General features: G+C 60.9%; 11 protein-coding genes and 1 pseudogene. 8 read left to right on the top strand and 4 right to left on the bottom strand.

From position 1 onward, the window contains the following. Positions 1–529 precede the first annotated feature (529 nt). Entirely contained in the window at positions 530–868 is a 339-nt protein-coding gene (locus tag P7F68_RS11835) for a DUF4148 domain-containing protein (RefSeq protein ID WP_004248732.1), read from the bottom strand. Between the two features lie 169 nt (positions 869–1,037). Here P7F68_RS11835 and P7F68_RS11830 point away from each other — a divergent pair, with 169 nt between their 5' ends. From P7F68_RS11830 to P7F68_RS11810, 4 genes and pseudogenes are all read left to right on the top strand, one after another. Further along, positions 1,038–1,724: a heavy metal response regulator transcription factor gene (locus P7F68_RS11830; RefSeq protein ID WP_002924878.1), complete on the top strand. Its 687-nt coding sequence runs from the start codon at positions 1,038–1,040 to the stop codon at positions 1,722–1,724. A 2-nt stretch (positions 1,725–1,726) separates the two neighbouring features. Then, positions 1,727–3,082, top strand: a complete 1,356-nt coding sequence (locus P7F68_RS11825) for a heavy metal sensor histidine kinase (protein WP_270068838.1) — start codon at positions 1,727–1,729, stop codon at positions 3,080–3,082. A 190-nt stretch (positions 3,083–3,272) separates the two neighbouring features. After that, positions 3,273–4,045: pseudogene (locus P7F68_RS19910) on the top strand (cation diffusion facilitator family transporter). Positions 4,046–4,074: 29 nt separating this feature from the next. Continuing rightward, complete coding sequence (locus tag P7F68_RS11810) at positions 4,075–4,359, top strand: YnfA family protein (protein WP_222948386.1); 285 nt, start codon at positions 4,075–4,077, stop codon at positions 4,357–4,359. Between the two features lie 494 nt (positions 4,360–4,853). Here P7F68_RS11810 and P7F68_RS11805 read toward each other — a convergent pair whose 3' ends face one another. Beyond that, positions 4,854–6,023, bottom strand: coding sequence for a hypothetical protein (locus P7F68_RS11805; RefSeq protein ID WP_002924883.1), 1,170 nt, complete (start codon positions 6,021–6,023; stop codon positions 4,854–4,856). A 970-nt stretch (positions 6,024–6,993) separates the two neighbouring features. On the opposite strand from P7F68_RS11805, the gene P7F68_RS11800 reads away from it, so the two are divergent. The 3 genes from P7F68_RS11800 to P7F68_RS11790 are packed head-to-tail and all read left to right on the top strand — an operon-like array spanning position 6,994 to position 9,338. Beyond that, positions 6,994–8,073 carry a tetratricopeptide repeat protein gene (locus P7F68_RS11800; protein ID WP_277833297.1) on the top strand — a complete coding sequence of 360 codons (1,080 nt, stop codon included), beginning with the start codon at positions 6,994–6,996 and terminating at the stop codon, positions 8,071–8,073. A gap of 19 nt (positions 8,074–8,092) precedes the next feature. Then, positions 8,093–8,623: a hypothetical protein gene (locus P7F68_RS11795; RefSeq protein WP_002924888.1), complete on the top strand. Its 531-nt coding sequence runs from the start codon at positions 8,093–8,095 to the stop codon at positions 8,621–8,623. A 22-nt stretch (positions 8,624–8,645) separates the two neighbouring features. Continuing rightward, complete coding sequence (locus P7F68_RS11790) at positions 8,646–9,338, top strand: SOS response-associated peptidase (RefSeq protein ID WP_002924890.1); 693 nt, start codon at positions 8,646–8,648, stop codon at positions 9,336–9,338. An 84-nt stretch (positions 9,339–9,422) separates the two neighbouring features. Here the strand turns inward: P7F68_RS11790 and P7F68_RS11785 are convergent, their stop codons facing one another. Further along, on the bottom strand, positions 9,423–9,782 hold the full coding sequence (locus P7F68_RS11785; RefSeq protein WP_277833292.1) for an H-NS histone family protein: 360 nt from the start codon (positions 9,780–9,782) through the stop codon (positions 9,423–9,425). Between the two features lie 441 nt (positions 9,783–10,223). Here P7F68_RS11785 and P7F68_RS11780 point away from each other — a divergent pair, with 441 nt between their 5' ends. Further along, positions 10,224–10,508 (top strand): hypothetical protein, encoded by a 285-nt coding sequence (locus tag P7F68_RS11780; RefSeq protein ID WP_277833290.1) that lies wholly within the window; start codon positions 10,224–10,226, stop codon positions 10,506–10,508. Positions 10,509–11,384: 876 nt separating this feature from the next. Here the strand turns inward: P7F68_RS11780 and P7F68_RS11775 are convergent. Beyond that, on the bottom strand, positions 11,385–12,515 hold the full coding sequence (locus tag P7F68_RS11775; protein WP_277833288.1) for a tyrosine-type recombinase/integrase: 1,131 nt from the start codon (positions 12,513–12,515) through the stop codon (positions 11,385–11,387). Between the last annotated feature and the right edge of the window lie 254 nt (positions 12,516–12,769).

Below are 12,769 nucleotides of genomic sequence, written 5' to 3'. Positions count from 1 at the left end.
AGCGGTAGGAACATCAAGAGGGAATGAAGGCGACCGCCCTGCCGATCAGGCTGGGCGGGCCCATTTAGGGCGTTCGGGCTCTGCGGGATGCTCCGCAAGTGAGCACCCAGGTGTGACGCCGATGGGGAGGGATGCCTGATGCTGTGTGAATAGCGCGCTGGACTCACTCGTTACTGCTGAAGAGCCCACCACCTGGCACGATGCGCAGTCTGTGTGTGCGCCCTTCGTCAAGCCCCCTTTTTCCTTGCCTTTTGCATCTTCGGTGTGACGATGCGCGTGATGACCAAAATGATTGGCTGCGGCACCGGATTCGTGCGCGCAGTAATCGCCCACCGCCGCCCAACTCAGTTGGGCAGGCAGCAGGATCAAGAGGAAAATCGCAAGCCAACGACGCATGGCGCGGATTCTATCAATAAGGATTTGCTATCGTCGACAGCGACGGTACCAATGGGCAGACCAAACGGCGCTTTACGAGAACCTGCTGGGCGAAACGCCTGGACGGCCCGACGTCTCGCGCCGATAGGTGGCTTCAGGAGCCACTGTACAGTTCATTCATGTACGCGCGCTCTGTCGGGGTCATGTCGACCAGCTCCTTGAGGACTTCTGCACGGGTCTTGCCGGGTCCGGAAGCACGCGAGGGCACCGCGAGGCCACGCTGCAGGTAGAAATAGCTGCCATCGGCCTTTGCCTGTTCGAGCTCGCGCAACACCTCGGCGCGGGTTTTCGTGCTCGTGGAGTGATCCGGATGGAACGTGAACCCCTGCTCGCCGGGAGCGGGATGCCACAGCGAGCTGGCTTGCGCAGCCGCAGGAACGACAAGGACGGCAGCAAGAAGCGAAAAAAGGGCAGTGGTGCGGGTTTTCGACATGACGAGACTCCTTCGTTCAACGTGAGAGGTGGCGTTCGGCATAAGCCGCTTGGCGTCGCCTTGCACCGAACACGTCGCGGACTTTAAAGGTCCATCCTCGTCGAATCGCGAACTGCCAGATTACGATTTCGTAATGTGATGGTTTCGGCATCTCCGCGATAATCGCTGCATGAAGATTCTGGTTGTGGAAGACGAACCCAAGCTCGCCGAATACCTACGCAGGGCGCTCACCGAAAGCAATTACATCGTGGATGTCGCGCACAGCGGCACGGATGGCCGCTATCTCGCGACCGAAGGGCATTACGACCTCGTCCTCCTCGACGTCATGCTTCCGGGGCTGGATGGCTATGCCGTCTTGCAAGAACTGCGTCGGGGCAAACACGTACCCGTCCTGATGCTGACCGCGCGGGACGAGGTCGAGGATCGGGTCAGAGGCCTGCAGGCGGGTGCCGACGATTACCTGGTGAAGCCGTTTGCTCTGTCCGAGTTGCTCGCTCGCGTGCAGGCCTTGTTGCGGCGCGGTGCCTTGCGCTCGGATAGCCAGGATTCAACGGTGCTCCGTTTGGCGGACCTCGAACTCGACCTGGTTCGGCGCAAGGCGTCACGATCCGGGCAGCGCCTCGACCTGACCGCCAAGGAGTTCACGTTGCTGACGTTGCTGCTGCGCCGGCAAGGGCAGGTCCTTTCCCGTACCGCGCTTGCAGCGCAGGTGTGGGACATGAATTTCGACAGCAATACGAACGTGGTCGAAGTTGCGGTGCGCCGGTTGCGCGGCAAGATCGACGACGCTTTCGAGAAGAAGTTGTTGCATACCGTGCGCGGCATGGGATACGTCCTTGAGGACCGGAAGCCCTGAGAATGCGCAATCCGCGTTCGCTTAGCTGCTGGTTATCGTGGTGGCTCGCCGTGCTGGCCTCGCTGGGGCTCGGCTTGGTCTGCTCGATCGTTTACGTGGGCGCGAGTCTAAATCTCTCCAACAAGCAGACGGACGAACTGCGGCACAAGCGGGACATAGTGCGCCATCTCGTCGGCGAGATTGCAACGCGGGACGCGTTGCCGAGCCTGCGTCACAAGCTCGACGACTTCTTTGTGGGCCATGCCAACCTCGAGTTACGGCTGATCCAGGGATCTGACGCTCTTCTGTACGCAACTCCGGCGCGTTCAAGCCCCGGCGCAATCCTGCGGCGGGATGAGTTCGAAATCTCCGTGCCATGGTCGCCCACAACCATGCTGCGCGCCGAATTGATGCTCGACAGCAGCGCCGACGCGCTGCTTTTGGAGCAGTTGGCCTGGACGCTACTCGCGAGCGCCCTTGGTGGAGCGGCGGCCATCTCAGTGGGCGGCGCATGGCTCGTTCGTAGAGCGCTCTTGCCTGTTCGCGACCTGGCTCGACAAGCAGCGGCCCTAAGCCCGGAAAGCGTTGGACAGCCGCTTGACGGCTCCGCCCAGGCACAGGAGCTTCAGCCGTTGGTCACACAATTCAACGCGCTCCTGGTTCGATTGAACCGCGCATATCAACAACTGGAAGGGTTCAACGCCGATGTCGCTCACGAGCTGCGCACACCGCTGGCGACCTTGATTGGTGAGACCGAGCTAGCTCTGAGTCGTCAGCGCGATGTCGCCGAACTGCGCGATGTGCTCGGATCGAACCTCGAGGATCTTCAACTTTTAGCGGGGCTGGTCAATGACATGTTGTTCTTGTCCCGGGCCGATCGCGGGGAGCGCGCCCGTCGCCACCGTGTGGATAGCCTGGCCGAACTGGTGTCCGAGGTCATCGAATTCCACGAAGCGTCAATGCAGGAGGCCGGCGTGACTGCGCGCTTACGCGGTGACGGCATGGGCACAGTCGATGCTGGGTTGGTTAGGCGTGCGCTCTCGAACCTGCTCGCCAATGCGACCCGTTTTGCAGAGCGCGGATCGGTGATCGAGGTCGATATCAAGCAGGACGCAGATGGCCGCATTTGCCTGTCTGTCAGCAACACGGGCCCTGTCATCCCCCCGGAGCATTTGCCTCGTCTATTCGACCGCTTTTATCGGGTTGATGGGGCCCGCGAACATCGCGACCATAATCACGGGCTCGGCTTGGCGATCGTAGCTGCGATCGCGCGAATGCATGGCGGCGCCACCTTTGTGCGGTCAGCTGCCGGAACGACGAGCGTTGGCCTTGCCATGTGCGGGTGCAGCCAAATGGAGGTAGCACCTCATGACAGATAAGGCGCATTGCTGAAAGGGCTGAACTTTGCCTCTTTGCGGCACTGACTATCGAGAGTGCTGGGGTCACATGGATACGTGGCCAGGTAGAGTGCGCTCGACACCACGAACTTGCACCAGATCGCCTTCGTGCGCGGCGCCGATGGCTGACGTGTTCTAAGTGTCTGTCAGCACCCACCTCGGAGACTCCGCAATGACCGACGATGCCGACGCACAAGGGTGCCGAGGATCTGATAGGCGTCCTGCGCAGCTACCTCAAGTGAGCCTTGCCGTGCCCACCGAGAACCCGTCCACCTGGACCCATGATCACGTCTTCGATGGCGGCAATGCGCTTGCCAAAAGCAGTACCTCGGTGGTGATGTGGATCACTGCCGTTGCGATGGTTGTCGAGATCACCGCAGGCTGGTGGTTCAACTCAATGGCGCTGCTGGCCGACGGCTGGCATATGAGCCCGCATACCTTCGCGATCGGCGTGTCTGCCGCGCTGGCCTATGCCGCTGCGCGAACGATCCGCGCTTCGCTTTCGGCACCTGGAAAATCGAGATCCTCGGAGGCTTCGCCAGCGCCATCTTCCTGCTCGGCGTGGCAGTGATGATGGTCATCGGTTCGATCGAACGCATCGTGTCGCCGCAACCCATCCAGTACAAGGAGGCCATCGCGGTCGCCATCCTGGGCTTGGCCGTCACCGTCGTTTGTGCGCTGATCCCGGGCAAGGCTCACCATCACGGCCACTCACACGGACACGGTCACGATCATCACGGCCTCAAGCTCAAATCCGCCTACCTTCACGTGATCGCCGACGCGGCCACCTCGGTGCTGGCCATCGCGGTGGTGACGCATGACCGCGCACGCACCCCCGACGCTGTGAGGAGCCGCTTGGCGGTGCACGAGGAGATCGTCCACTCAACGATCGAGATCTATCACCACGCCGGGCTTCGGGAAAGCCCTGCCGGAGGAGCCGCGTGAGGACATTGCTACTTTACTTCGTCACAGCGATGGCCGAGATCGTCGGCTGCTATCTGCCCTGGCTGTGGCTCAAGAAGGGGGGCTCGGTTTGGCTACTTCTGCCTGCGGCGGTGAGCCTGGCGGCCTTCGCGTGGTTACTCACGCTGCATGAGGCGGCCTCCGGCCGCGTCTATGCCGCATACGGCGGGATGTACATCAGCGTCGCCATCCTATGGCTGTGGACGGTGGACGGAATCCGCCCCTCCGCCTGGGACGTCGCCGGTGTAGTGGTGACGCTGGCGGGCATGAGCATCATCGCGTTTCAGCCCAAGTAGGGTGTTTGCAACCGCATGCCATGAGCTTCAATCCGCCTCGCGGGTCAGCCACTTCTTAACCTTACCCCTCCACTGCCAGCAGGTGGCAGGAGATGCAGGCGGCCTACAATTCGGGCAGCGCAGCGCCAGCGGCAAACCAGTCGCCAAAAGGTGATAGTCCCCGGGTGCCCGCACTACCCGGACCTACATCATCGACATTCAAATTGTGCTACCGCCGTGCCAGCTAGCTATTCGTAAGCGTTGCGTAGCAGGCGGCGGCTTGATGCTGTTACTTGTCATTGGTCGTTCGGTTGAATGAACGGCAGCACGGGGTCGGGCCCGGCCCGTCGGCGACGGACCGAGTTGCCATTCAACCTAAGCTGGCGCTGATTGGCAGATATCGACCCAGGCGGAACGTGCGTTCCGGCCACAGTTGGCCATAGAACGTTGACTGGGGGTCATCATCTCAGCGGCCGTTGTGCTACGAGATCTGTCGGATGCCCCGCGCTGACAACTTATCCATGGCTGCCGTTTGGCTCCGCGTTGTGACTAGGCTCGATCGCCTCATACAACGCGGCTGCAGCCTGTCGAGCAGCCATGTCCTGTTCGTAATCGATCGGCTCCAGTTCCACGCCGCCCCGACCGCCGACGTAGGCTGGCCCGCCGACATCGTCATCATAGGGTGAGCCATCCTCGTTGATGGCTTCATATTCGTCCTCGGACAGGTCGGTACCGAGCAGTTCGGCAAGATAGAACCACGTCCAGCACTGCTGCAGGTTCAACCGATCGTAACCCTCGATCAGTTCGCGCATGGCTTCAGTGTCACCCTGTTTTGCGGCTTCCGTCCGCCACCGCCAAGCATCCTTGCCCCGGCCGAGATGTTCGGCGACATCAGCGGCATGGGCTGCATCGATACCCGAGTAATAGATGGGCGGTCGCTCGAAGAAGGTCGAATCGCCAAAACGCTCAGCCATTTCGAGCAAGGCTACCTCATGGCCGAGGACGCCGGCTGCGCGGAGATGGTGCTTATACTTGTCTGCACCGCTAAGCCTTGCGGCATATTGGTCTGCCCATTCCTTTTCGACACCGACGAGCACGCGGCCGTTACGTTCTTCGTTGTACCAATAGTCACTGCCGGCACTAGGTTCATCGTAGGGATCGTCAGGTAAGGCGTGGATGAGCGCCAAAGCGTAATGGGCGTTGGCGTTGCCTTTTTCGGCGGCAGTGGCCAGTCCATCGAGCAGGACCGGTGAAGCGATGGATTCGCCGTCGAACCACAGAGCAAACGTGTCGTCGTCGCCCACAGAGTCTTCACCGAACTCGTCGTCATGCACATAAGAGTTGCTGCCGGTTTCGTGCTGCAGACGGGCGACGAGGTTCGTAATACGGATGACTCCGATGTCCCGGTCCGAGAGATAGTCCGGAAGAACCTGCGCGATCTGGAGAGCACTTTCCGGAGGATAGTCGAGTTCCAGGCAGCGGCGCCCAACGGACTCGCCATGCTTGGCCGAGCGTCGGCTGGTGATACTTCTGTGCGTGAATACGTGGTCTGCGCACAAGGACGCGTAGGATTTGAAACCGAAAGCAGCGGCCAGTAGCTCGTAGATGTGGCTGCGCCTGAAGGTTGTGCCGGTTTGGGCTTGGAGGAGCTGCTGCGCGTCGAATGCGAGTTGCTTGATCGTCATGATGAACCTTTCCTCAAACCTCATCGATTCGGGTCAGGTGCACGCGTTTAAGTCCCCGACGACGAGGCTCAAAAGAGAAGGTCAATCTAGATATGACGGTCGTTGCTGCGTTGCCTGTTTTTACTCGCGTGCAAGTAGGGTGGGCACCTCCGCGCATTCTAGATGTCGTGCCGGGAGTCGGTCTACCCTTTGTTGCGACGCACTTCACTCGGATGAAGCACGGATAATAGAAGCGCCGCTATATGGCTGCTGTGCCCATGAACCTGCCGCCGGATTATCCGAACGGCGAATGAAAACAACGGCTCGGAAGTTCGAGTTCGCAGGATTCAGAGGCTGCCGTTCGCCGTCGCCTGACGGACGAACGGCACGTGTGCGGCACCTTGCGGCCTGACTTCATGCGTCAGGCGTCCGCTGCTGAGGCCCATCGGAAGCCATGCATTCAAGCCTGGGGTCCAAGACGACTACCGAGAACCCCGCCGGACCGGGGAACCTGTCGATCCATTGCACCTCTGCTCAGGGCCTCGAAGCAAGGACGTCTGGCCGTGGCGATAAGGGGTTTGAGTCCAGGCTCCTTTGCCATGAGTAGCTGGCCCCGGTCCAACAGCTTGCACCCAGGCCCTGCTGGTCCTGGGTGCAAGATCGGCAGGTGCTTGACAAAGCACAAACCCATTCGCCGCGCATGCCTCGGGTCGCCTCGGCATCTCAAGTCATCTGATCAGTCCCGGCGGCCAAACGCGTCGTTCTTGATGGCCTGCTTGTCCCCAGTCGCTGGGGAAAGGGATGTGGGAGATCCTGTGGATAAGCGATGGCAGCCCAGGCGGGAAGTATGTTTTACAGGCTTGCCTATTCTTGCGGCAGTGACCTTGTAAATGGGGCAGAGGGCTGGAAGAAGGCCGGTTTGGCCGGAAGGCTTGGCCCTCCTGTGCGACAATCCGCCACCGAACTCCCCTCGCCTGTTGATTGAATCGTCATGACCACCCGCCAAGCCCCCGAAATCTTCCAGATCCCGCTCGACGACCTCGACCCAGCGGGCCTGCCGCCGCGTGGCACGCCCGAGTTCGAGCAGGCGGTGATCGGACGCTATGCGCTCGACTACGCGGCGCGTGGCTGGCAGGCCGTGGTGGCGGTCGATGACGCGTTCGTGCGCGTGGTCGCGGTCCCCGAGCGTGGGGTCGAGCCGAAGGCCTACGTGCTGGGGCTGCTGCAAAACGGCTTCCTGGAGGATGCGCTGCCGGTGCTCGAGGCGCTCGACGGCATGCTCGACGACGCCGAGATCGCCTACAGCCACGGGCTGTGCCTGTCCGAGCTGGGTCGGCCGGCGGACGCGGTGGCGCCGCTGCAGCGGGCGGTCGAACTCGACCCCACGCACGCGAACGCGTTCATCGCGCTCGGGGTAGCGTTCGCGCGCACCGGGCGCGCCGATGAGGCGGCCAACGCGCTGCGCGACGCGGTCAAGCTCGAGCCCGAGAACGCCTTCGCCAAGCGCAACCTGGCGGCGGTGCTGATGCGGTCCGGCCGGGCGGCCGAGGCGCTGCCGTTCTTCCGCCAGGCGGCGAGCCTGGCGCCGGCCGATCCGGGGGCGCAGCTCGGGCTCGCGCAGTGCCTGGAGGCGCTCGGGCCGTCGCACGTGAAGGAGGCGGCCGAGCAGTACAAGGCGGTGGTCAAGCGCTTCCCCGAGCACCAGGCGGGCGAGATGGCCGAGGAGGCGCTCACGCGCATCGGTCACGAGGAGATGCGTGCGGCGGTCGACGGCGGGCTGCGCATGGACGCGGTGATGTACATGCAGGCGGCGCTGGACCGCTTCGCCACGCTCGACCAGGCGAAGGTCGGGCAGATTGTGATGGAGATCGCGTTGATCGGCCGCAATGGGCTCGAGATCAACAAGCCGGCGGTGCGCTACACGCTCGAGAACCTCGAGGGCGAGTTCTCCGGGCTGGCGCTGCTGGCGTACATGCACGTGGGTTTCCGGATATTCGACCCGAAGGGCGACGCCGGGACCGGGCTCGATCGCGAATACGAGGCGGCGGTGAAGATGCGCCGCGAGCGCTGAACCCGGCGAGGACCCCGACATGAGCCAGCTCCCCGAACGCTACCAGGCGGCGATCGCGCCGCTGATCGGCAAGGCGCGTGAACTCCTCGAGCAGGGCGAGGAGCTCGTGCCGATGGCCTTCGTCGGCAACTTCACCACCGGGGCCACGATCCCCACGGCGCTCGTCATGCGCTCGCCGGGCGACAAGGACGCAGCGGCGCGCGCGGTGAAGCTGCTCGCCGAGCAGCTCGACGCCGACTTCGTGTTCGTGCTGATGGAGGCCTACAGCCTGCGTGCCGACAAGGTCGCCCGCTACGAGGAGATCCTCGACGAGTACGGCTCGCTGGCCGACTGCCCGGCGAGCTGGCGGATCGACGTGGTGAGCCTGTCGCTCGAGACCCGTCACGGCGTGTGGGTCGCCCAGGTGCCGATCAGGCCCAAGGGCATCAGCAAGAAGAAGCGCACGGTCGGGGCGCCGGAGTTCCGGCACTACACCGAGGTGCAGGGGCGGTTCACGGATCTGCTGCCGGTGAAGGAAGGCGAGGGCGCGCCTTCCGGCACCCTGCACTGAGGCAGTCGGGGAGGGGGCGCGCATGTGCGGTCGTTACGCCCTCTACGGTCCGGTCTCGCGCCTGCGCGAGGCCTTCGACGCGGTGCCCGAAGGCTTCGACTTCGAGCCGCGCTGGAACGCGGCGCCGATGCAGTGGCTGCCGGTGGTGCGCCAGCGGTCGAACGGCGAACGGGTGATTCACCGCCTGCGCTGGGGCCTCGTGCCCTCGTGGGCCAAGGATGAGGCGATCGCCACCAGGTTGATCAACGCGCGCGGCGAGTCGGTCGCCGAGAAGCCCTCGTTCCGGGCGGCGTTCCGCCGCCGGCGCTGCATCGTGCCGGCGAACGGCTTCTACGAGTGGCAGCAACTCAGTGACCAGGAGGGCGGCGGCAAGCAGCCATTCTACATCCACCCGGTCGGGGGCGAGTTCTTCGCGCTCGCCGGGCTGTGGGAGCGCTGGACGCGACCGGCCGACGGCGAGGCGCTCGACACGTTCACCATCGTCACCACCGAGGCCAACGCGGCGATGCGACCGCTGCACGACCGCATGCCGGTGATCCTGGCGCCGGGGGATTACTGGGCGTGGTTGAACGGGGTGACTGCGGCCGACGAGGTGCAGGCGCTGGTGAGGCCGTGTCCCGAGGCGGCGCTCGCGGTGTATCCCGTGGGGAAGGCGGTGGGAAACGTGAGGAGTGAGGGGGCGGGGCTGATCGAGCCGTCCTCAGCCCGGGCCTGAGGGCGCCCGTTGGATCTGGCTTGCCGGGGTTTTCGCGCCGACCTTCTTGTAATCGAAAAGATGAGCTGGAAACCGGGTCTGAGTTCAGTTCGAGGAATCCTTCGTCAGGTTCTCTATCAAGTAGATGCTCAGGTCTTCGCCTCTGTCTAGGGCGTCCCGAAAGAACTTGGGTGCGACCCCACGGCCGCTCCATTTGACCTGGCCGTCAGGCGACACGAACTTAATCGGTGGTCGTGCCCGTTCCCGCTCTTCAAGTGAAGGGCACCGGAAGCCGCAATCTTCCAGTGTCAGGTCAAAGGTCTTCACAAGGGTGAGGACTTGCTTGATGGCCTCAGCCTTAAGTTCTTGCTTCCGGCTCTGGATCTTCGCTTCAAGCTCCCTACGCTGCCGCTCAATCTCCTCGCGCTCTTTTTCGAGTTGCTTGAGCTCTTCGTCGGGAAGCATGCTTCATACTCTTTGAGGTTTAGGGCTGACAATCATAGCAGACTGAGTTCCGTCGGCGTAGCCGATTTAAAAAAGCCTAGACGAGAGGAACCATACGGTGCCGTAAAGTTATAAAATAGCGTCAACTTAGGTTTAAAAACAATTGACGAATGGATTTAAAAATAGTAAGCTGTTCTCAAATATTTTTTTATTAACCCCTGTCGCAAGAAGTGCTGAGTTTTTAAAGCAACGCGGCTCACCGGGTGCAATCAGCGCGCCGATGAGTTAACAGCTTAGTGAAGGCTTAACGGATCGATAGCCTACGCAGTCGAGAAACAGATCGACCGCCATCGAAGCTGGGGGAACTAAATGTGGGTACAACCCCGCCTTTGTACGCTTGATACGGATGAAGGCTGCTGCGTAGATCCATTCCTTCCAAATAGGTGATCTATGAGTGCAGCTATGAAATCAGGTGAACGTGCAGTAGTGGTGGTAAGGTCAGGCTCCGGCGGTGGAATGTGGGTGTGGCCGACTCGAGTCTACTTGCTGATGGTGGATCTTGACAGCATGGGCAGGCCAATGATTCCAGCAAATGCAACTCGAGCAAAACGGTGGGTCCGTGTTTCAGAGAACAAACGAGCGACACGCCGAATGAGAAATTTGGTCGCAGAGTTTGAGAGCTTCGCCAAAGCTGTCAATGATGGAAAAATGACCTTTGACGAGGCTTCGGATCTCCTCGTGGCCTGAGTGTGCTCATTTGCTCATGGACCGCTTAACCTCAACTTGACGTTAAGCGGTTTTGAAGTCTGCACATGATAATGGTGAAAAGGCTGGAGAGATCCGGGTTCGAAAAGCTGGTAGAAGCCTTTACTTCGCTTGCTGGTTAGATCGTCGTTAGAGTAGCCAGGCCGTTTTAATCACGACGTCGCGCAAGTAGTGCCAATGGCGGCAATCGCGTTACTCTATGGTGACGCCCGTTGAAATAAAAAAGCTCGCATGTAATTACGCGAGCTTTTTCGTGCGTGCTGCTTACTTCGATTGCTGCCGGTTCCTATTATTTCCCGTAGGAGTTAAGAAGGTGGCTTTCTTAAAGCAGCCTGCGGAAAAAACTCAATAAGCTATTTTTTAAGAATAGCGCGCCCGCGAGTGCGAGTTCCGGGGTTTCATGAGCTCGGCCCCTTCTTCCATTTTCCGCCGCCACTCAGCTGCCGCCTCCGTAGAGATGAGCGTCCGAGCCCCAACCTTCATGATTTTCGGGCCCAGGCCGCGTTTGATCATCTCGTAGAAAGTAGGCTTGGTGATGGAATGAGACATGCAAAAATCCGCAACACTCATAGCCAGTTGGTTCCAAGTCGCATTAGTCATGATCGATGATTCCTCTTGTTAGATATTCTGCTCATCACGATTGAGGCAATCGCTCTTGGATCCGTAGCCAAGGACCGAAGCTCGTAGTCAATCGGGTTGGAGCGAACTTTACAGAGGGCCTCGATTGGTGACGCTGACTCGTGAAATGAGTTTTCTCAAATGAGGAGCGCGGTCCATTGCAGTGGGGTTGTTGTGGTTTCGTGGCTTGTGTCTGTCAAGCGACCTCCGCCTTTCAAGGGGAGGTGCCAGAGATCGTTGCTAGAGCATCTTGACTTGCGCCAGCTTGGCGACGATTTCATCCTTGATAAGGTGTCCATAGTGACGCTGGATCATCGCCACCGAGGTGCCAGCAACCCTGGCGACGCTCAGCACGTCAATGCCGCCGATGAGCATTTCGCTGATGGCAACGTGGCGCAGGTTGTAGAGCACCACGTCATCCGGCAGACCGGCGATCTTGCGGGCTTTTCCCATTTCATCGCGCCAGTCGAATCGTGTCCAGGGGTTCCCGTCTGGGCGAGTCAGCAGCTGCGCATCCATCGGCCGACCGTCTGCGCAAGACTTAAGGAGAGCGAGTGCTTTTGGCGAAAGAGGGATGATGCGCCGTCCGGTCTTGCCGTTCACGGAAAGGAGGCCGGCCGGGTCGAGATCTCCCACTGTCGCACTTGCAAGCTCACCTGGACGTGCGGCAGTCTCCACGACTGCACGCAGAAGGAGCTCAAGAGCAGGCGAGGCAGCCTTGATCAACTTGTTGCGTTCAGCCAAGTTCAGGAAGCGTTCGCGGCGTCTTCCCACCCTCTGAAAGCTCTCCACGCGATCCCACTGGGCGGTGGAAGAAACGAGACCCATGCGATAGGCTAGGTTGAGTGCGGCCTTGAGTGAGGCGAGGGTCCTGTTCGCAGAATCCTTCGCTTTACGCTCGGCATCCGGGTCGTCGTCTTCCTCATCAATGTCCACCAGTCCATTGCGCCAATCCGTTAGATGCGCAGCACGAAGCGAGTGTAGTTCGAGCTTGCCAATGGGTGCCTCATAAACGGTGCGGCGGAAACGCCCCTCTGCGTCTGTCGCGGTCGCCTTCCCTTTCTCCTTCAGACGGTCCTTTACGTAGCGCCGGCAGGCTTCGGCGACCGTGACCACCTCGGGCGATCCGCCTTCACACTGAGCAAACCATTCGCGTGCTTTCTTCTCGGCCTCGTCGAACCGCTGGAAGTCTCCCAGGGCGCGATAGTTCTGCTTGCCGGCGTCGTCGCGATGGCGGGCGATCCATGTGCCAGTGCCGTCGTCCAGTTTGCGAAAGCCGAGAAAGTTCCCGGTATTGATTCGATGCCAATAGGGTTCGCGGCGGGGGTCGAGGCGCTTGCGGCCGCCCACGGTGGTTATGTCGTTCGTCATGAGGAGTTTCTACGTACGGAAATTGTACGGAAAACTACCATGAACTACGGCTTACTTCAACTTATAAAAAGTGCGGCAAAACAATGGGTTGAAGACTTGAACTTACTGTATTTTACTGAGAATCCTGCCTTCACACGGCAGGGGTCACTGGTTCGATCCCAGTACCGCCCACCAGCACACCACGACAAAGCCGGCGCCCTTCGCGCCGGCTTTGTCGTTCACCGCCCTGCATCGATCGCATGCGCCAGCGAGGG

The sequence above is a fragment of the Thauera mechernichensis genome, from assembly GCF_029588855.1.
In the GTDB taxonomy this organism is placed as follows: domain Bacteria; phylum Pseudomonadota; class Gammaproteobacteria; order Burkholderiales; family Rhodocyclaceae; genus Thauera; species Thauera mechernichensis.
The sequence above is the reverse complement of the archived record's forward strand: the minus strand, read 5'-3'. Positions and strand labels throughout refer to the sequence as shown.

Coding starts and splice junctions, on each gene's coding strand:
- P7F68_RS11835 (WP_004248732.1), bottom strand. CDS start 868: ATGTCGAAAACCCGCACCACTGCCCTTTTTTCGCTTCTTGCTGCCGTC.
- P7F68_RS11830 (WP_002924878.1), top strand. CDS start 1,038: ATGAAGATTCTGGTTGTGGAAGACGAACCCAAGCTCGCCGAATACCTA.
- P7F68_RS11825 (WP_270068838.1), top strand. CDS start 1,727: ATGCGCAATCCGCGTTCGCTTAGCTGCTGGTTATCGTGGTGGCTCGCC.
- P7F68_RS11810 (WP_222948386.1), top strand. CDS start 4,075: ATGGCCGAGATCGTCGGCTGCTATCTGCCCTGGCTGTGGCTCAAGAAG.
- P7F68_RS11805 (WP_002924883.1), bottom strand. CDS start 6,023: ATGACGATCAAGCAACTCGCATTCGACGCGCAGCAGCTCCTCCAAGCC.
- P7F68_RS11800 (WP_277833297.1), top strand. CDS start 6,994: ATGACCACCCGCCAAGCCCCCGAAATCTTCCAGATCCCGCTCGACGAC.
- P7F68_RS11795 (WP_002924888.1), top strand. CDS start 8,093: ATGAGCCAGCTCCCCGAACGCTACCAGGCGGCGATCGCGCCGCTGATC.
- P7F68_RS11790 (WP_002924890.1), top strand. CDS start 8,646: ATGTGCGGTCGTTACGCCCTCTACGGTCCGGTCTCGCGCCTGCGCGAG.
- P7F68_RS11785 (WP_277833292.1), bottom strand. CDS start 9,782: ATGCTTCCCGACGAAGAGCTCAAGCAACTCGAAAAAGAGCGCGAGGAG.
- P7F68_RS11780 (WP_277833290.1), top strand. CDS start 10,224: ATGAAATCAGGTGAACGTGCAGTAGTGGTGGTAAGGTCAGGCTCCGGC.
- P7F68_RS11775 (WP_277833288.1), bottom strand. CDS start 12,515: ATGACGAACGACATAACCACCGTGGGCGGCCGCAAGCGCCTCGACCCC.